The 20,195-nt window shown below is 32.1% G+C and carries 13 protein-coding genes; 7 read left to right on the forward strand and 6 right to left on the reverse strand.

Going from position 1 to position 20,195, the window contains the following annotated elements:
- The first annotated feature begins 61 nt into the window (after positions 1 to 61).
- On the forward strand, positions 62 to 1,759 hold the full coding sequence (locus tag Q0L44_RS04225; RefSeq protein ID WP_296635709.1) for a sulfatase-like hydrolase/transferase: 1,698 nt from the start codon (positions 62 to 64) through the stop codon (positions 1,757 to 1,759).
- A 104-nt stretch (positions 1,760 to 1,863) separates the two neighbouring features.
- On the opposite strand, the gene Q0L44_RS04230 is transcribed toward Q0L44_RS04225, so the two are convergent.
- From Q0L44_RS04230 to Q0L44_RS04255, 6 genes are all read right to left on the reverse strand, one after another.
- Positions 1,864 to 4,767 (reverse strand): polysaccharide lyase family 8 super-sandwich domain-containing protein, encoded by a 2,904-nt coding sequence (locus tag Q0L44_RS04230; protein WP_296635710.1) that lies wholly within the window; start codon positions 4,765 to 4,767, stop codon positions 1,864 to 1,866.
- Between the two features lie 135 nt (positions 4,768 to 4,902).
- Positions 4,903 to 5,973, reverse strand: a complete 1,071-nt coding sequence (locus Q0L44_RS04235) for an SGNH/GDSL hydrolase family protein (protein WP_296635713.1) — start codon at positions 5,971 to 5,973, stop codon at positions 4,903 to 4,905.
- A 101-nt stretch (positions 5,974 to 6,074) separates the two neighbouring features.
- Positions 6,075 to 7,316 carry a T9SS type A sorting domain-containing protein gene (locus Q0L44_RS04240; RefSeq protein WP_296635714.1) on the reverse strand — a complete coding sequence of 414 codons (1,242 nt, stop codon included), beginning with the start codon at positions 7,314 to 7,316 and terminating at the stop codon, positions 6,075 to 6,077.
- Positions 7,317 to 7,407: 91 nt separating this feature from the next.
- Positions 7,408 to 7,575 carry a hypothetical protein gene (locus tag Q0L44_RS04245; protein WP_296635717.1) on the reverse strand — a complete coding sequence of 56 codons (168 nt, stop codon included), beginning with the start codon at positions 7,573 to 7,575 and terminating at the stop codon, positions 7,408 to 7,410.
- 38 nt (positions 7,576 to 7,613) lie between these two features.
- Complete coding sequence (locus Q0L44_RS04250) at positions 7,614 to 10,205, reverse strand: T9SS type A sorting domain-containing protein (protein WP_296635722.1); 2,592 nt, start codon at positions 10,203 to 10,205, stop codon at positions 7,614 to 7,616.
- Between the two features lie 145 nt (positions 10,206 to 10,350).
- Positions 10,351 to 12,165, reverse strand: a complete 1,815-nt coding sequence (locus Q0L44_RS04255; RefSeq protein ID WP_296635724.1) for a sulfatase-like hydrolase/transferase — start codon at positions 12,163 to 12,165, stop codon at positions 10,351 to 10,353.
- A gap of 324 nt (positions 12,166 to 12,489) precedes the next feature.
- Here Q0L44_RS04255 and Q0L44_RS04260 point away from each other — a divergent pair, with 324 nt between their 5' ends.
- The 6 genes from Q0L44_RS04260 to Q0L44_RS04285 form a co-directional block, all read left to right on the forward strand.
- Positions 12,490 to 13,860 carry a Gfo/Idh/MocA family oxidoreductase gene (locus Q0L44_RS04260; RefSeq protein WP_296635726.1) on the forward strand — a complete coding sequence of 457 codons (1,371 nt, stop codon included), beginning with the start codon at positions 12,490 to 12,492 and terminating at the stop codon, positions 13,858 to 13,860.
- Between the two features lie 34 nt (positions 13,861 to 13,894).
- Entirely contained in the window at positions 13,895 to 14,809 is a 915-nt protein-coding gene (locus Q0L44_RS04265; protein WP_296635728.1) for a sugar phosphate nucleotidyltransferase, read from the forward strand.
- A 1-nt stretch (position 14,810) separates the two neighbouring features.
- On the forward strand, positions 14,811 to 15,872 hold the full coding sequence (locus Q0L44_RS04270) for an aminoglycoside phosphotransferase family protein (RefSeq protein ID WP_296635730.1): 1,062 nt from the start codon (positions 14,811 to 14,813) through the stop codon (positions 15,870 to 15,872).
- Positions 15,873 to 15,902: 30 nt separating this feature from the next.
- Positions 15,903 to 17,210 (forward strand): sugar MFS transporter, encoded by a 1,308-nt coding sequence (locus Q0L44_RS04275; RefSeq protein ID WP_296635733.1) that lies wholly within the window; start codon positions 15,903 to 15,905, stop codon positions 17,208 to 17,210.
- 33 nt (positions 17,211 to 17,243) lie between these two features.
- On the forward strand, positions 17,244 to 19,172 hold the full coding sequence (gene nagB, locus Q0L44_RS04280) for a glucosamine-6-phosphate deaminase (protein WP_296635735.1): 1,929 nt from the start codon (positions 17,244 to 17,246) through the stop codon (positions 19,170 to 19,172).
- A 644-nt stretch (positions 19,173 to 19,816) separates the two neighbouring features.
- A partial coding sequence (locus tag Q0L44_RS04285) for a hypothetical protein (protein WP_296635737.1) occupies positions 19,817 to 20,195 on the forward strand: 379 nt, incomplete at its 3' end.

Raw genomic sequence — 20,195 nt, forward strand, 5'->3', positions numbered from 1 at the left:
GGCTTTGTAGTATCTTCTAGCAAGATTGTATTTATAAGTACTGAACAAAAATATAATTATAATGAGAAATTTAATTTCTATACAAGGTATACTATTGCTTCTTTTGTGTTGTGTAAAGAGTAATTTAAGCCATGCACAAGATAAACTTAATGTTTTATTTATCGTTTCTGATGATTTAACGGCTACTGCAATTTCAACCTATCAAAATGGGGCGAGTGTAACACCAAATATAGACAAATTGGCTTCAGAAGGTGTTCAGTTTAACAATGCTTACAGTCAATTTCCTGTATGTGGCCCTTCAAGAGCATCTTTTATGTCGGGGTATTACCCTCATGCTGCAAATGTTTTTGGCTATACAAGTGGTCGAGAAGCTATTGGCTCTAGTCGTCAAACATGGCCTCAGTTATTTAAAGATAATGGGTATCATTCTGCGAGAGTTGGTAAACTTTTCCATATGCGTGTTCCAAAAGATATCTATCAAGGTTTAAATGGTGAAGATGATCCTATTTCATGGAATGAAAGGCATAATGGTCAAGGACCAGAATTTCAAGCATCTGGTGAAGGGGAATTGGTTCAAAACAACCCCAATGGCACCAAACCTATTGCAGATGGAAATGTAATGACTATTGTTAAAGCTGATGGTACAGATGTGCTTCCAGACCAAGTAACAGCCAACAAGGCCATTCAACTTTTAAAAGAGAATAAAGACAAACCATTTTGGTTGGGTGTTGGTTTTGTGAGACCACATGTGCCTTTTGTTGCTCCGGAAGAATATTTTACACCTTACCCTTGGTCAAGTATCGTTTTTCCACCAAGCTATAATGATAATTTAAATGACGTCCCAGCAAGAGGGATCAACTATGTTACGAGTCAGAAAGCACAGATGAATACCACTCAAGAAAGAAAGGCTATTGCTGCGTATTACGCTTCTGTTGCTTTTATGGATAACCAAGTGGGTAGAGTATTAGATGCACTTAAAGCGGAAGGCCTAGAAGACAATACAATTGTTATTTTTGCATCAGATCATGGATTTCATTTAGCAGAGCATCGTTTTTGGATGAAAGTGAGCTTGAAAGACGAGTCTTCCAAAGTACCTTTAATTATAAAAGTACCCGGTAAACCTGCAGCGGTATGCAATTCTTTTGTAGAACTTGTAGACCTTTACCCTACTGTAGCTAGTTTAGCGGGCTTAGAGTATTCGCCACATATTCAAGGTAAAGACTTGTCACCTGTTTTTAATAATGCTTCGTATAGCGTTAGAGATTTTGCTTTTTCGGTGTCTCAAGATGGTAAATCGTTTTTATTAAGAAATGATCAATATGCACTTATTTTACATGAAGAAAGTGGCTCTAAAGGAAGAGAACTATACGATATCCAAGAAGATCCTTACCAAATTACCAATTTGGCAAATAAACCTGAATATTTAGAGACCCGTGTTGCACTTGCAACCCTATTAAGAGCTAAACTAAAAGAGGTTAGGAATAATGACATTACTGGTTATCCAGATGGTGTACCATTATTTATTTCTAAAGAACTCAAGTCTAATAAAGCTATAAAAGTTTATCCTAATATTACTTCTAATATTTTAAATGTTGTTGGATGCGAGCCAAATTCACCCTATACAATATATAATTTAAAGGGTGTTGTTGTAAAAGAAGGGTTTCTTAACAACAATTCTGTTTCATTAAAAAATATGAGTAATGGCCTTGTTTTTATAAAAGTTAATACTGTTGTAAATAAAGTTATCGTTGCTAAATAATTTGAGAATTTAAGTTTATTTGGCAGTAAAACTTCACAATAGTTTTTATAAAAAGGTACTTTTTAGCCTCCTCTTTTAAATTTTTTAAAGCCTTCATATAAGACTTATAGTTTTAAAAATTTCTTTGTACTTACTTGGCCTAGATGATTAATAATTTTTAAAATATAAATACCATTTGAGTACCTAGAGATGTCTATTTCCAAGAGGTTGTTATTAATTTTATTAAATTTAGCCATAACTTGTCCTTTTATGCCTATTATTTCTAAATAGTTTATAGTGATTCCGTTTTTGGTTTTTACAAATATTTTGAAAGAAGCTGGGTTTGGGTATATTGTAAATTCTGGTTTTAAGGACTCTAGGCTTTCGACTGACAAAGTCGGTTCATATTGAATAACTAGTTTTGGTTTACCACTCTCTGATGCATACTCTTTAGATCTAAAAGTTGCGTGGGTTTGCCCTCCAGTATTCTTAGATGTAATGCTTAAGGAGATAGTGCCATCTCCTAATGATTCAGAAACAACCTGATTGGTTACATCCCACTGCACATAACCGTTAGATTTTCCTTTTTGATTATCCAATATAGTACCTGATGCAGGTTTGTTGTTCCAGGTGATACTAGATTCTTTCCAACTATCATTTGAAACAAATTTTGTATCCCAACTTGTAGATGTTACATCAGATGCAGCAACATCTACTTCCATTTTTAATTTTGCGGAAGATATGGTTCCTGGAATGGTTGATATATCAAACTTTAAATAAATTTCCCTAGCATAATCACCATTAGAATTCTTAACCGTCAAATATTCGTTTCCAAAATTAGTATTTGCAAAACTTCCACTTCTTACATAAGCATCATGAATAGAAAATTTATTTTCAAGTAATTGAATAGGCGTATCACTGTTAATAGTAAATTCTGAAGTTGATCCTGCATAAGCACCATCTGACAAATTCAAATTTAAATAACGTGTAGCAGCTATTTCAGGAAAGTTAAAATAAGCATTAATGTTAGTACTTGATTTACTTGGATCTGCAACATGAATGGTAACTTCAGGTGTTCCAATATTTTTTAGCATCATCACACAACGCTTATCTACCTGAATTTTTACAGAATCGTAATGATACACTCCTGCTTTGTAAAAGATAATTTGCAACAGGTTGAGGTCATTGTGTCTTACTGCTTGAATATCATTGCTGTTTTCAAGAATTGTAATAGTACTTTGGTCGTAATTTTGCATTTCTGCAACTGTGGTTTTATTAGGAACCACAATATAAGCATATGATGAATTTGTAGGCTGTACACCATGGTCTAGCCATAATTTAAAAACATCTTCAGTAATAAGTTCATCAGATCTTAAATTATTAATACTTTTCCAAGAACCCGATTGTGCTTGATTACTAATGTTTAATTGGCCTCCACTAGGAAAAAAATACCCAATATTATCATGTAAAAGCCAATCTGCAGTATTGTTATAGGTATGTAACCCACTATTTAGAGTTGTTGGATCACCATTTTCAGATACAATAATACTTCCATCTAAATGACTTTGGTTTAGTGTAGATGCAATAGTTTGCGATGCTGTTGAAGTAATTTCTGAACCTAGGCATACCACTTCATCATCAAAAAAGAACCATCCTTTTTTAGCAAAGGTTTTGTATTCTGTTTGGTAATAGGTCTTGATTCCATAAATCCCATCTGAAACCCCACCTGAAAAAGTCGATTTTCCTAATACCCCTGACCTTTCCGGTAAAGGAAATGATGTAACTGCTGGTATGGTTGTTCCAGGAATTTTACTCCAATCCCAAACTGGAAAAATATTGTAATACTCATCGCCATCAACCATGATGCAGTTTCCGCCATCAGCTAAATAGTTCCCTTTAAGGTTTTCACCATTTATATGCTCGGTTTTTTCTACTTTCGTAGAAGAACTCCTAACAGAAAAACTATAACCAGACCTGTTATGCAGGGCGAAATCGGAACGCCAATATTGGGTATGATTGTCATTAACCATATAACTTGCTGGTTGACTTCCTTCTAATCTAGCAATAGCCGCATCGTATGCATTGCTGTTTTCAGGATCTAACAATTTTAATTGCTTTAATGTATTCACAAAAGAAGCACTAAACGTAAGGTCGTTTCTAGTAACACCTCTACCTATGGTGCTAAAATCGGCATGTTGCCCTCTTAAAATGTTCAACACTGTTTTATTGGTAAATTGAACCAGCAAATCTAATTTACTTGCAGGTATGGCATAACTTGTGCCTCTTAATCGGTACGCCATAGATATTTCTCCTTCAATGAAGACTCTTCCATAGGAAAAAATAGCCATTTGTGGCCCGTGCTGTCTAAAGGAAAAATCATGCTGCAATTCTTCACTGCCAGAACTTAGTTTAATAGGAAGGAAAGCCTGGGTAACAGCTGTATTTGTTATAGATACACTTTCTTTTAACACGCCTCTATACAAAAAATGTATTGCAATATCAAGTTGATTAGCACCCGTTGTACCATAAATATCGCCTCTATTCATTTGGTTGGTTAAGTTCGTTTCTAGAGCAGCTTCTATATTTTGTTCTCCAGCCCTAAGTATTACTAAAACAAGCCCTAATTCCTTCGGAGTTCCTATAATATTCCACCAATTGTTATTAGTTGTTTGTGGGTCTTGTATATCCCAATATTCAAGTGCTTTTTCTATGGCATTAAATAAGCTTGTGCTTTTATAATGGGTACTACTTGGTAAGGTGTAAGCCAATGAAAAATTACGTAACTTTTTTAAGTGGTTAAATGGTTCCCAAGGGATTGTAGTATCATTATAATCTATCTCAGTCCAAGAGCCATTGGTATTAATACTGGTTAAATCGTTTGTAACTTCAGCATCCATTAAAGTTACATCAGAGACGTTGCCCCAAGCTTCGGTTTGTATATTTTGAATAATGGTTTCGTACTCTGTTTGCGGATAATTATTACAAGACCAAATGGTTATTAAGATAATATAGAAGTATTTTTTTATCATAGCATAAAACAGGGTGCTTTATATAAAAGCTATTAGTATTATTTTGAAAGAGAAACTAATTAATAAAAAATTAATTTCACATTTTTTATTAGATGTTAAAAGGTTTAATAAAATCTTATAAAGATAATTCATATTTTATTTTTTATAGCTCTTTATTTCTGGAAAGTCTTTTAAAAATTGTTCGGCCAATGCTTTAGCTCCTAATGCTGATGGGTGCGTTCCGTCCTTAGCTAACATTCCATTTTTCCAATTCCCCATGCCATCAGATACAGCTTTGTCAAAATCGATATACCTGTAGCCAGATGCTCTAACAAATTTGTTCTTAGCCATATTATTTCTTTTGGAAACCGATGGAATCGTTGCCAGAATTAGGTTGATGTTGTTCTCCGTACATAATGCCATCACTTTTTTAGCATTGCGTTTCCAACTTGAATTTATTTTCTTGTTTTTGCTATGGTCGTTCATTCCTAAACACCAGATCACATATTTAGGTTTGTGAATAGCCAATGCTGAAGTTAAGAAATCATAAGACGCTACCGATCTTCCTCCTGGCATTCCATCACAGAAAAACGTATAATCTTTATAGGTGTAATATGGCCAACGTGCAGGGCTATAAACATTTACATAACTATCTCCAAATACAAATACGTCTGAATTATAATCTTTACAGGTAAATTTAAATTCATTTACATTGATGACACTTCCAATAGAACGAATAAACGGTCTTTTCATCCCAATAAAGTCAGAAGTAATTTTAAGGGTGTCTTTTTCATTAATAACCTGAACAAGCGTTGAGCTTACATTTCTACTGATGTTTATGTTTATATTGTTTTTAAGACTTAAATTGTGCTTGTAGTAAGTTTTGGCTACTCTTCTGCGATACTTTCTATTGAAAATTAGGCTGTCTGGAGTTATGATAATGTAACTAGACGCAAACCTTTTTGTTCCTTTTCCAATAATAAGGGTGTCGAAACTAACAATATTTCCGTCAAAAGATATATTGTAATCTTGCTTAATTGCTGAGTTTATTAATTTATATTCTTCACCCCTTGATAACACAAAATTAGTAAGTTTATCGCCAGGTAATTTTATTTTGTTTTCTTGCTGTGGCTCATTCTTTATTTCGTTTTTAAATTTGAATATTATTATAGAAACAATACTTAAAATTAATATAGTAAAAAAAATTAATTTTTTTCGACTTATCATCGTTCTGTCTTTTTTGTTACTTAAACTCAATATAAAAGCCTCATAAAATTTAGATTATGAGGCTTTTTAATAAAAATACTATTCTTAAAAAACGTTAATTATTATTGCTTAATAATACGTTTTGTAGAAACAACATTGTTTTCTTGATATACTTTAAGGATGTATGCACCTTTAGCAACACTAGATAAGTTTATTGTTTTTGAATTTACTTCTAAAACTTTTTGCCCTAATACACTAAAAACTTCTACTTTTTCTACCGCTCTAGAGCTATTTATCGTAAAAATATTGCTTGTTGGGTTTGGAAAAACCGAAATACTAGCATCGTCTTTAGTAATATCTTCTGTACTTAGTGTATTAAGAAATCCTATAGACTCAATTATAAGTCTGTTATCAACACCAGTATCAGCAGCAGCACCATCTTTCTTTACAAATAATCTTAAGGCTGCAATATCTCCAGTCCAAGCAGTATTGCTACTCATATCTATATCTACTTCTTCAACATCCGCTGAAGAGGTATTTATAGAAATATCTCCAGAACTTACACCATCTAATACATTAAATTGTATATGGTTGTTGGTAGCACTTTCATTTTTATACCTTACTCTTATGTATTTGTAAGTATTAGCATTTATCTTGTAGTCCCCTAGAATTACTCTAGATCCACCACCAGTAGGTTCTAAACGCATTCCTGCAGTTTCAACTAATATAGCTTTTATAGCATTATCTACTTCCCATCCAAGTAAGCCTTGTTCTTTAAAAATATATTCGTGTTTGTATAGTTTATTGTCAAAAATTTGAATTTTATCAACAATAAGATCGCTAGTGCCATCAGTATCTAGCGCAATGGTTCTATCTCCAGAAGAATTTGATGTTGTTTCAGTTAAATAGAATCTAATATCATATTGAGGGTTTAAATCTCCCCAATTATCACCACCATCTAATTTAAATATGTGTGTTCTAAAATCAGTATCATTACTACCAATTCTTACAGGACCAAAAGTACTTACCGTCCCAGTAGAACCTCTTTTTGCTCTAAACCATAGGTATTTGGCATTTACATTTTCGTTCTTCATAGTGATTGCTATGAAATCTTGTGTACCATTAGTAGGAATACCAGTATTAGAAGCTACAACCCATTTTATACCTGGTAATTCAGTATCTGCAGCATAGCTTGCTGTAATTTGTCCTGCACTATGAGTTACACTTGTTGTAGATGGGCTTGCAGTTGTATTATGCTCAGACCAACCTTCGGCATCATTTGTAAAATCCCATTCTTGTATTACTTGCGCACTTGCAAGAAATGGAAGCGTTAATAATAGTGTAATAATTGTAATTTTTTTCATGATGATTCTTTTTAAATTAATGTTTAAATATAAAAATTAATCTTTAGAGTAAAAAATACGCTAAAGATTAATTTGTGAATAGTTTCATATTTTAAAACCCAGTACCAGGTGCTTCTGGAGAAGCAGCTTGTGCTTTTTGAGGGTTTAGTATCATATACGTACCTAAAGCAGTTAACGCTGCATATTTACCGTAATTTCCTATTTTTTTAATAGCATCTTTACGAGTAATTTCTTCTTGTTTTTTTATATTTTTTGACATGATTGTATTTTTTGTAAATTAATTTTTCTTTCTAAAGATTATTCTAAAATAATTTTCTTGTTTAATCTACCTTCAGTAGTTTCTAATTGCACAATGTAAATTCCGCTTGCCAATTTTGGTAAAAGAATATCTTTTACACCATTAGCGGTAAAAGAACTTCTTAATATTTGTTTTCCTAAAATATTAAATAATTTAACTTTAGATTTTCCTTGAGCTCCAACAATTCTTAAAGAATTATCTTTTTTATAAATCGTTATATTGTCTAAAACAAAATCATCTGTATTTAAAGCACCTTGAGATTTTGTATGTAAGAAGAATCTTCCAGTGCTATTACTATTTTCTGATAAGGTTACTTTATGTGTAGTTTCACTTAAATTGATAAACGTATTTTCAAATCTATCCTCTAAATACACATTTAAACCGCTAGCAATGTTTAAAGTTTCTGCACTAAAAGTAATTTCTTTACCTGCATTTGCTATTACACCAATAGCAACTACTATTGCTTCTAAATCAGTATTAGGCAATGATTGTATTTGATATTTATTATCATTAGTACCCGCAATTAATTTTGAATAAACAGCTAAATCATGGCTAAAACCACCAAATAATTTTCCATCATAACCATTGTCAAAACCAGTTGTTGCACCCTCTATATAATAGATTTCTGCATATCTGTTAGACGTACCATCAGTAATGTTTAATTTAATTTCTGATTTCGATGACTTAAGAAAAGTATCTGTAGTTTCATGAGATTGCATTGCTTCTGTAAAAGTTACATCGTTTGTAGAACTTGCCTCAACAAAAAATCCTTGACCAGGAGCTAATTTAAAAGCATTTTCTGTTACTTTAGTAGCATAAGCACTATTTTCTTGATCCCAAACCCATATGGTTTCACTATCTAAGTCTGCAGTTTCATTTGTTAAAAATGTACCTGTATTTACATAAGATGTAAAAGGATTTCCTAATGCATTAAAATTAGTACCACTTGCTCCTCCTTGAGTTAAAGCAATCGTTACATCAGCATCATTAAAAGAACCCGCAAAAGATAAGTCACCTGTATCTGCTGCTTTTGTAGAATATCCCTTACCATCTGTTAATGTAGTAGAAGCACCTGAAGCAAAATAAGACCATCTGTCTGCAGCTACTGCTTGTGTATTGTCATAAGCAGCAAAACTAACTACACTACTTCCGTTCGTTAATAAAGAGTTGTTAGCTGCTATATCTGTCATAGTTTCACCAGAAACAGGGCTTGATACTAAATGCCAGTTATTTGTATCTATTCCTCTATTATAAGTAACGGTACCTGTAACCGTAGAAGTTGCAATAAAAGAACCACCAGATTCAATAGTTACATTAGCAGTAACAGCATCATTTGCAGTAAAAGCAGCACCAGCATCTATAGTAATAGAAGCAACTGTAACTGCAGCTGCAGCTGTAGGATAATTTGATAAACCACTTGGTATGGTAACATTATCTGAAGCACCAGGAACAGCACCAGATACCCAGTTGGTTGTTGTAGCCCAATCTGTATCTGTAGCTCCTGACCATCTTGCGCTACTTGAAGCAAATTCTATAGATTCAATTGTAAGATCACCTGCTGTAGGGTTAGAAATAATACCAGTAGAATATGTAGTAATAGCGCCAGAAGGTGTACCTGCTGTTACTGCACCTAAAGAGCCTTCTAATGTTTTTGGGTTAAATCTAAAATTATTTACATTTCCAGTCCAAGGGTTTGTACCACTGTTAATCAATTGATGTAAAGGAACAATGTATTCTTTAACTTCTGTATCATTAGTAGACATTACAAAATCCATTGCATTACTTGCAAATGAAGAAGAGTTTATTCTCATGATTTCATTCGCCGATTCATTTTTTATTCTTATAATCATCAAATCATTTTCACCTGTACCAGTTCCAATATTTTCGGCAGCCCAATAGTCAGAACTCAATCTCTGATTACCACCCGTCATCGGCATTGTAAGACCTGTTCCAATAGCAAAAGATTCACTATCACCTACATCTGTAAGAAAACCATTTTTACTTTCATTTATAAATGAAATTTTAGTTGTTGCAGGACGGTCTGTTAAATACTCAATTTTATCTACAATTAAATCTCCTTCACCATCTGGGTCATCAGCAATGGTTCTGTTTCCACTTGCATTAGAAGTTGTTTGTGTTAAGTAAAATCTGTAATCGTCATGAGCATTTGTACTGTTTTTCCATTCATTATCGTCCAATACAAAAACATAGGTTACAAAACCATTATCACTGTTGTTTTTTATTCTTACAGGGTCGTAAGTGATTACACCAGTTCCTAAAGAACCTTTGTCATGTCTAAGCCATAAATATTTAGCATTTACGTTTTGGTTTAACAATGTAATTGCAATATAGTCTTCGGTACCATCTGAAGTAATTGGAAATGAAGTCTCAGCAATACCAGGCAATTCTGTATCTGCTGCATAAGAAGCTATAATTTTCCCTTGTGAATGGGTAACAACTGTAGCAGATGGGCTATCCCCTGTTTGGTGGTTTGTCCAACTTTCGGCATTTGTGTTAAAATCCCAAGTTTTTTGTGCGTTCACAGTCAAATGTGCAATGAAAAACGCTAATAATAATGTAATTTTATTCATAATATAAATATTAAATATGTTATAAAACTATAAATTATAATTACTTACAACGTTAACAATTGTATTTTATGGGTTAAATATTGTGTTTATGTTGTTTTTTAGACAATTTTACCTAGGAGTAATAGAAAAAAGGTACTGTAATTTGTTAGTCTTCTTTAATTATTTTAGCAATAAGCCCCCCTTTTTTAGTTTTAAGCAACACAATGTAAATCCCATCGTTTTTATTTGATAAATTAATGGAAACATTTCCATTTATTACCTTACACCTTTTATAAAAAACGGTTTTTCCAAGAATATCAAATACTTTAATTTCTGCAGTATCACTTTCTAGTCCTTTAACAGAAAATACACCTTTTGATGGATTGGATGAAGTGATTAAGTGGCTTAAATCTTTTTCTTTATGGGTAGCTAAAGATTGTTCTAGAGCTAAAATTTCTGCAACTGTCATTGCTTTGCCGTCTCTAGTGGGCACACCGCTATTTGTGGTGTCAAAAAACGGATGCTGATCATTATTGTTGCCTTCTTCTAACAATTGATCCATAAAAGCGACCATCTCATTTCGTTTTGTTTGGTCGGGTAAATTTTCTGGATCTATTACCTTGTGTTCTGTTTTATGATATTTTGCAAGCACTCGATACCAACCTGTAATATCGTTGGGGTCTGCTTGTTGGGTTTTGCTTTTACGACCATCATAAAATTTATATTTTTGATCTCTAATAAACTTCCCTTTTTCTTCTGTGTTACGTTTTGGCTCGTAATTAACTACAGCCCATCCTCTAGAGGTAAAATTATCTCCTTTAAAGTAAGGGGTTAAATCTTGGCCATCTATCTTATTTGGTGTAGTACCATCTCTTTTTAGGGTTGGTGCAGTTTCGCCAATAATACCAGCTATAGTTGGCAACACATCAGAGAAGTCTGCCATTACATCGCTTTGTTGCCCTCCAGCAATAACTCCTGGCCATTTTACAATATATGGTACCCAGTTGCCATTATTAGTTAATTTTCCTTTACCACCTTTGTAAATTTTACCATCTGCAAATATGGTGTTTAATGGTCTATGTGTACCATTGTCACTGGTAAAAATAATTACAGTATTGTCTGCAATACCATTATCTTCTAAAGCTTGCATAATTTTACCAATAAGTTTATCCATATAATTTACCATATGCGGAAAATACTTGTCGTTTTCATTTTTGCCATCACCAGCTCCTGTAGCATAAACTGCAGGTTGATCTGGAGTAGGTACAAAAGGATAATGAGGCAGTACGCAGGTATAGTATGCTAAAAATTTTTCGTCTTTATTTCTATTGATAAAATCTACTATAAAATCTGAATTAATGTCTGGGCCATAGTCTCTAACTGTATTTGTAGCATTAAGCACACCCGTTAGCGCGTTGTTAACAGTCCCTGTTTTTTTTCCAGGGCTAATAGTGGCAATACGTGTATCGTTACTTTTTAAGGTTGGATTTTTGTAACGCTCAAAATAGTCGTCAAAATACCATAAACAATATTCATCCCAACCGCTACTGGCACTAAAGTCTTCGGTAGTATTTGCGTTAAGTTGCCATTTTCCAGCAATACCAGTTTTATAACCAGCGGCTTTGGCAATATGGGCTATGGTAGGTTCATTTCTATTCAGGTCTTTAAATTCAGTATAATTTCTAAAATTATACTGTCCGGTCATAATCTTAACTCTAGATGATGTACAAATGGGCTGAGAATACATATGGTTAAACTGCATACCTTCATTAGCCAATTTATTTAAATTAGGAGTGTTGAAATTGGTTTGTTGTGCAATACTGCCCGAATTACCAGAGTTATAAACAACACCAGAACCTCCGCCATAACTTTGTAGACATTCTGCTCCCATATCATCTGTCATTATTAAAATAATGTTTGGTGATTGACAATAGCTAGTTAATGCTATAGCTAATAAAATTAGGGTTAAGGTTTTTTTCATCATCAAAAATAAATAATCATTGGATGTAAAATTAGTTAAACATTCAATTAAAACCGTATGTCGTATTAGATATAAACATATATATGAACTATTTAAGTACATTGTTTAACTTTATAAAAAAAACCTTTCTTTGATTATAGTTAGTTTTTTAAGTTGTATGTTGATAAGTAATTGAGGTTGTAAAAGATTTAATACCTATATCTTTTTAAAAATGGAAGATAGTTAACTTTTAAAATAATATAAGAGTGTTTAAAAAAAAAATGTTATTGTTTATTTGGTCTGTTAACTCACAGAAGCTATTCCTTTAAATATAAATTTTAAAAAATGAAAAATACAACAAGAAGAAATTTTATAAAAAAATCAGTACTTACTACTGCTGGAATTTCGCTGATGCCAAATTTATCTTTTGGAGCATTTGAATCAATTAAAAAAGATAAGCTAAAATTAGCTTTTATAGGTTTAGGTTTAAGAGGTGTTAATCATTTAAATAATGCTTTAAGAAGAAAAGATATAAAAATTACAGCAATTTGTGATATCGATGAAAAAAGAATTGATTTGTCACTTTCCAGAATTAAAGAAGCAGGTTTCAGAACACCTAAAGTATTTGGAAAGAACGATCTTGATTATAGAAACTTGTTAGATCTAAAAGATGTTGACGCAGTAATAATATCTACTCCTTGGCTTTGGCATACAAAAATGGCTGTAGATTCTATGAAGGCAGGCAAATATACCGGTATAGAAGTTTCCGCTGCGAATACGTTAGAAGAGTGTTGGGATTTAGTGAATACTCACGAGAAAACTGGTTCTCATTTAATGATATTAGAAAATGTTAATTACAGAAGAGATGTTTTAGCAGTTTTAAACATGGTAAAACAAAATGTTTTTGGAGAGTTATTGCATTTTAGATGTGGTTACAAGCATGATTTAAGACATGTAAAGTTAAATGACGGAAAAACAGCATATGGAAAAGGAGTTGAATTTGGTGAGAAAGGAATTTCTGAATCAGTATGGAGAACACAGCACTCTTTGCTAAGAAATGCAGACGTATATCCAACTCATGGCTTGGGTCCAGTTGCTACTATGGCAGATGTCAATAGAGGGAATAGATTTGTTAGTATGACATCTCATGCCACAAAATCTGTAGGATTGAATAAGTACATAAATGAAGTTGGAGGAAGTAATCACCCTAATGCAAATTTAAAATGGAAACAAGGTGACATTATTACTTCTACTATAGAAACAGCCAATGGAGAAACAATTATCGTTACACATGATGTTAATTCACCAAGACCATACTCATTAGGTTTTGAAGTACAAGGGTCTCAAGGTCTTGCTAATTTCGATTATTTTACAAAGAGAATTCATATAGAAGGTAAAACAAAAACGCATAGGTGGGAGGCCATGGATGAGTGGTTGAAAAAATACGATCACCCATTATGGAAAAAATATGGCGAATACGCCTCAGGTTCAGGTCATGGAGGTATGGACTTCTTTGTTATGAATGCTTTTGTAGAGTCTGCAAAAGAAAACTTAGCACCACCAATGGATGCTTATGATGCAGCAGCGTGGAGTGCAGTTACACCACTATCTGAACTTTCAATTGAAAATAATGGAGCACCGCAAGATTTTCCAGATTTTACTAGAGGCATGTGGGTAAAACGCAAACCTTACAATTGGATAAAAGATACGTATTAATATAAAAACTAAACACATTACTTTAAGCATAGAAATGGATCGTTCGAGTAAACCCATATTAGTAATTTTAGCAGCAGGAATGGGTAGTAGGTATGGAGGTCTAAAACAGATGGACACATTTACCCCAGAAGGCGATACTATAATCGATTTTTCTTTGTATGATGCCATTCAAGCAGGTTTTGGTAAAGTGGTTTTTATCATCAGAAAAAGTTTTCAAGCAGAATTTAAAGCCATTTTTGATAAAAAATTAGCTGGAAGAGTTGAGGTAGAATACGTGTATCAAGAATTAGACAGTATTCCAGAAAAATACATCAACCCAGATAGAGTAAAACCTTGGGGAACTGGGCATGCTTTATTAATGACAAAAGATGTTGTTAAAGAAAATTTTGCCATTATAAACGCAGATGATTTTTACAGCAGACAAGCTTTTGATGCTATTGCAAATCAGTTAAGAAATACAGACAAAAATAGTTACAACTTTTCTATGGTAGCATATTCTTTAAAGAATACAGTATCAGATAATGGTTATGTTTCAAGAGGAGAATGTACGCTAGACGAAAAGAGTTATTTAACAGCGATTAAAGAAAGAGTTCGAATCGAAAAAATAGACGGAAGCTTAAAAAGTGAAAATAATCAAGGAGAAATGATTCTTATCAATGAAGAGGCAATTGTTTCAATGAATTTTTGGGGGTTTACCCCAAAGTGTTTTGAATTTGGAGGTGCTTTGTTTTTAGATTTTTTAGAAGAAAATATTGGTAATTTAAAAGCAGAATTTTATTTACCTTCTATTGTAAATAGAATGTTAGAATCTGAAAAAGCTTCTGTAAAAGTCTTGGAATCAGACTCAAAATGGTTTGGAGTTACCTACAGTGATGATAAACAAAAAGCACAAAAAGAGATTAATAAATTAAAAGAAAACGGAGTTTATCCAAAATACTTATGGAACTAATATGGAAGCAAACACTTTAAAAAACATATTTAATGAGTTTGATCACAAATCAGAATATATAAGTCATTCAGAGTTAAATTCTGGTCATATAAATGATACCTTTTTGGTAAAAACAAAAGAGGATAGGAATTATATTTTACAAAAAATAAATCATCATATCTTTAAAGATGTCCCTGGTTTGGTGAATAATAAAGTACTTACCAGTGAGCATATAAAAAGTAAATATCCAAATCTTTCAGAAGAAGCATTAAATCAAAAAGTATTAAGTTTTGTAAAATCAAAAACCACCGATTTTTATTATCATAAAGAAAATGGAGGGTTTTGGAATGTTATGATCTTTATAGACAATAGTGTTACTTACGAAGTTGTAAAAGATACAAAAATTGCTTTCGAAGGAGGTAAGCTTTTAGGTCAGTTTTTAAATGATACTTCAGATTTTGATAGCAGCCAATTGATAGCAGTTATTCCTAATTTTCATGACATGTCTTTTCGCTTTAAACAATACAAATCTGCTGTTCAAAGTGCTTTAAAAACAAGACTTCAAAAAGCAGGGAAATACACAAAGTTAATTGCCAATTTAAAAGAAGAAATGCACATTCTTCAAAATTTAAAAGAAAATGGAGAGATACCAACAAGAGTAACTCACAATGATACTAAAATATCAAATTCTTTGTTTGATAAAAATAGCAAAGGAATTTGTATGATTGATACAGATACAGTTATGCCAGGTATTATTCATTATGATTTTGGAGATGCAATTAGAACTATTTGCAATACAGCAGCAGAAGATGAAAAAGACCTTTCTAAGGTTGAGTTCAATTTAGAATATTATAAAGCCTATAAAAAAGGATATTTAGAAAAGACAAAAGATTCTTTAGCTGAAACAGAGCTAAAATATTTGCCTTTAGCTGCTAAAACTATGATCTTTATAATGGGACTTCGTTTTTTAACAGATTATTTAAATAATGATACTTATTACAAAACGAACTATCCAGAGCACAATTTAGACAGAGCTAGGAATCAATTTAAATTAATAGAAAGTTTTGTAGAAAAGACACTTTAAACATTTAATAAAACCACTAGATTTAAAATTATGAAACAAAAGAACAACAATTTAGTACCTATATTTATAATAGCAGGAGTTTTCTTTATTTTTGGCTTTGTGACATGGATAAATGGGGCATTAATACCATTTATGAAAACCATAAATGAGCTTACAGATGCACAATCTTATTTAGTAGCTTCGGCCTCTTATATTTCTTTTGTGGTGATGGCTTTACCAGCTTCTTATATTCTAAATAAAATAGGGTACAAAAAAGGAATGTCTTTAGGATTAATAATTATGGCAATAGGTGCTTTAGTTTTTATACCAGCTGCAGAAGCTAGAACTTATTGGGTGTTTTTATCGGGTATTTTTATTCAAGGTGTTGGTATGACTATTTTACAAACAGCTGCAAACCCTTATATCACGATTTTAGGACCAATAGAAAGCGGAGCAAAACGAATTGCAATTATGGGAATTGCTAACAAAATTGCAGGAGCGTTAGGTTCTTTAATTTTTGGAGCGTTGTTATTATCTGGGATAGATAAAACAAAAGAAAAATTAACAGGGGCATCTTTAGAAGAAAAAAACACATTGTTAAATACAATGGCAGATAGTGTTTTTATGCCTTATGTAGTAATGGCAATTGTATTGTTTTTATTGGGTGTTTTAATCAGAAAAGCACCTTTACCAAATGTTGAAGCAGATCAGTCAGAAACAATAGAAGAAGGTAAAACAGCTAAAACAAGTATTTTTCAATTCCCGAATTTATGGTTAGGTGTTTTGGCATTATTTGTTTATGTGGGGGCAGAAGTTATTGCAGGAGACACTATTATTGCTTACGGAATTTCATTAGGCTTTACAGGTGAAGAAGCAAAATACTTTACCACTTATACTTTATTAGCAATGGTGGCAACTTATGCTTTAGGAGTCTTTTTAATTCCAAAATACATAAAACAAAAAACTGCACTTATTGTAAGTGCCGTTTTAGGAATTATATTTAGTTTCTGTATCATAAAAACAACAGGTTTTACATCTGTATTATTTGTTGCTGGCCTTGGTATAGCAAACGCATTAGTATGGCCAGCAATTTGGCCTTTAACTTTAGAGGGCTTAGGAAAGTATACCAAAACAGCTTCCGCATTACTAATTATGGCGATTTCTGGAGGAGCAATCATACCTCCTTTGTATGGTAGAATTGTAGACGCTAACAAACATGAACTTATTGCAAATGGAGTCCAAGAGGTTGATGCTTTAGCATCTTCTTCTACAAGTAGTTACTGGATTTTAATTCCATGTTATATAATCATTCTCTTTTTTGCAATTTGGGGACATAAAATTAAAAATTGGAGTAAATAATAAATAAACTTTCATAGAAATAAAAAACAAATCATGTTAAAAAGTAAAATTGACAAAGCAACAGGTTTCGAAAAAAGATTTGAAAACATTGGAACCATAGTTTACGAGAACTCTTCTACTGCTTCAAAATCAATAGCAAAAGAAATTGCAGACCTAATAAGGGTAAAGCAAGCTCAGAAACAAACTTGTGTTTTGGGTTTAGCAACAGGTTCTTCTCCAAAAGGATTGTATGCTGAATTAGTTAGACTTCATAAGGAAGAAGGTTTAAGTTTTAGAAATGTAGTTTCTTTTAATTTAGATGAATACTATCCTATGGAACCAGATTCTGTAAATAGTTATGTTCGTTTTATGAAAGAACAATTGTTTAATCATATAGATATTATACCAGAAAATTGTTTTATTCCAGAAGGAAGATTAACAAAAGAAGAGATTAGAATTTATTGTGAGCAGTATGAAGCAAAAATTGAAGCTTTTGGAGGTATAGACTTACAAATTTTAGGAATTGGTGGTAATGGTCATATTGGTTTTAACGAATCTGGATCGTTACAGAATTCAAAAACGAGGTTAGTCGCTTTAGATCATATTACAAGAGTAGCAGCGAGTGCTGATTTTTCTGGCTTAGAAAATACTCCTAGAACAGCTATAACATTAGGGGTTAAAAAAATAATGGAAGCCAAAAGAGTTATCATAATGGCTTGGGGAGAACGCAAAGCAAATATTATAAAAGCTTCTGTAGAAGATGAAGTTACAAGTCAAGTTCCTGCTTCTTATTTGCAAGAACATAGAAATGCAACATTCATTTTAGACAAGGCTGCTGCTTCTCAACTAACAAGAATTAATACACCTTGGTTAGTAGAAAAAATAGTTTGGACAGATCAATTAATTAGAAAAGCAGTTTTAAGTTTAGCCTTACATTTAAAAAAACCAATTTTAATGTTAACTGATGATGATTATATTGAAAACGGAATGAGTGATTTGTTAACTGAAAATGGATCTGCATACAATATAAACATCAAAATATTTAACAAGTTACAGAGTACTATTACTGGTTGGCCAGGAGGTAAACCAAATGCAGATGATAAGAATAGACCAGAAAGAGCAGAACCTGCCAAAAAACGTGTTTTAATATTTAGCCCACACCCAGATGATGATATCATTAGTATGGGAGGTACTTTTAAAAGATTACAACAACAAGGTCATGAAGTGCATATAGGTTATCAAACTTCAGGAAATATAGCAGTTGAAGATGATGAAGCATTGCGATTTGCAAGTTTTGTTTGTGATTATAATGATAAATTTGGGATAGAAAATAATGAAGCTCAAAATATTTATAAAAACGCAGTAAAATTTTTAAATAATAAAAAATCAAGCGAAATAGATACTCCAGAAGTTAGATATATTAAAGGTTTGATAAGAAAAGGAGAAGCTAGAGCAACGTGTCACTTTGTTGGTATTCCAGATAGTCAAATACACTTTATGGAACTCCCTTTTTACGAAACGGGTACCATAGAGAAAAAACCTATTGGAGTAGATGATGTTAATATTACGACTGCTTTAATAGAAAAAATTAAGCCTCATCAAATATATGCAGCAGGAGATTTAGCAGACCCTCATGGAACACACAAGGTTTGTTTAGATGCCATTTTTGCTGCCGTAAAAGAATTGAAACCTAAAAAATTCATGAAAGATTGTTGGGTTTGGTTGTACAGAGGTGCTTGGCAAGAGTGGGAAATTGATAAAATAGAGATGGCAGTTCCTATGGGGCCAGATCAAATTCTAGAAAAAAGAAGAGGAATTTTTAAACACCAATCTCAAAAAGATGGTGTTGTGTTTCAAGGTGCAGATAGTAGAGAGTTTTGGCAACGTGCAGAAGATAGAAATAAAGAAACTGCTGATTTATATGATGTTTTAGGTTTAGCTCATTATGCAGCTATGGAAGCTTTTGTTAGATGGCATTATTAATTAAAAGGATTAAAAAATAGAATTTAATATGAAAACTCGAAATACAAATATGCTTCCTTTTCATCTTGTTCTCATCCGCAGCTGAAATAATGTGTCTAATCTGTTGTAATTTGTTTATTTTTTCATCCCGTTCCAGTTCTAAAAGTGATTTTGGTTTTGGTTTAAATTTGAATAATTTGCCTCTAGAAATTATCATTAATAATTGTTCAAAAGAGATGATTGTTTTTTTATTTGTTCGATAGTCTATCGGGAGAATGTTATTGTATTTAGAACTAAATTTTATGTTAGATAATTTTTCCAATTCTAAATTAGAATTAATATATCCTTTTAAATCTGAATCAAGTAATTCTAATCCTTTTTTTAGATCATACTCATATAAACCATCATTATATCCAACATATATAGTGTTATTATTGATTTGAATATTTAGAAAATATGAATCAGATAATATTTTTAAAATCTCAAAGTTTTGTCTTTCTAAATTTTTTTATAAACTATTAGTGCTATATGAAATGCAAATAAATAGGAGTAGATTTTTTAATTTAAATATGAATTAATTAATACTTATGTAAATATAAGAAAAATATATTTTTTTTGACAACCTGTAAAATAGTATTTTTATTAATTGTTTTAATAATGATTAAATGAAAAAATTATTTTATATTTTAATATATTTTACTGTAATCCAAATATATTCTCAAACCTCAGGTGGTTCTGCAAATAGTAAGGTTTTCTCTATATCAGATGATTTACTCGAAAATTATTATGAAGATCAAGACGGTGATGGCAATCCAGACTTTTTAATTGATTTTTATGATGATAACTTAAGTCTAAGTGGTAGAGGCTTGGAGGGTAAAAAAATAGTCATAGAAATTTTTAAACTTACTGACGAAAATTCAGGCTATTGGTCTCAGTGGGTAAATGGAGATCCAGCGGTTGCAAATTTCGTTATTCCTACTCTTGATATTAAAGACCACTTATTAAAAAAGGGTATTAGGGTTAGCTCAGTAGGAGCCGATTTAA

The organism is Polaribacter sp., assembly GCF_024639685.1.
Lineage (GTDB): Bacteria > Bacteroidota > Bacteroidia > Flavobacteriales > Flavobacteriaceae > Polaribacter.

Bases quoted from the DNA above. Each gene is read 5' to 3' on its own strand.
- Q0L44_RS04250 (WP_296635722.1), bottom strand. From the start codon at position 10,205: ATGAATAAAATTACATTATTATTAGCGTTTTTCATTGCACATTTGACT.
- Q0L44_RS04225 (WP_296635709.1), top strand. From the start codon at position 62: ATGAGAAATTTAATTTCTATACAAGGTATACTATTGCTTCTTTTGTGT.
- Q0L44_RS04240 (WP_296635714.1), bottom strand. From the start codon at position 7,316: ATGAAAAAAATTACAATTATTACACTATTATTAACGCTTCCATTTCTT.
- Q0L44_RS04275 (WP_296635733.1), top strand. From the start codon at position 15,903: ATGAAACAAAAGAACAACAATTTAGTACCTATATTTATAATAGCAGGA.
- Q0L44_RS04260 (WP_296635726.1), top strand. From the start codon at position 12,490: ATGAAAAATACAACAAGAAGAAATTTTATAAAAAAATCAGTACTTACT.
- Q0L44_RS04235 (WP_296635713.1), bottom strand. From the start codon at position 5,973: ATGATAAGTCGAAAAAAATTAATTTTTTTTACTATATTAATTTTAAGT.
- Q0L44_RS04230 (WP_296635710.1), bottom strand. From the start codon at position 4,767: ATGATAAAAAAATACTTCTATATTATCTTAATAACCATTTGGTCTTGT.
- Q0L44_RS04270 (WP_296635730.1), top strand. From the start codon at position 14,811: ATGGAAGCAAACACTTTAAAAAACATATTTAATGAGTTTGATCACAAA.
- Q0L44_RS04255 (WP_296635724.1), bottom strand. From the start codon at position 12,165: ATGAAAAAAACCTTAACCCTAATTTTATTAGCTATAGCATTAACTAGC.
- Q0L44_RS04265 (WP_296635728.1), top strand. From the start codon at position 13,895: ATGGATCGTTCGAGTAAACCCATATTAGTAATTTTAGCAGCAGGAATG.
- Q0L44_RS04245 (WP_296635717.1), bottom strand. From the start codon at position 7,575: ATGTCAAAAAATATAAAAAAACAAGAAGAAATTACTCGTAAAGATGCT.
- nagB (WP_296635735.1), top strand. From the start codon at position 17,244: ATGTTAAAAAGTAAAATTGACAAAGCAACAGGTTTCGAAAAAAGATTT.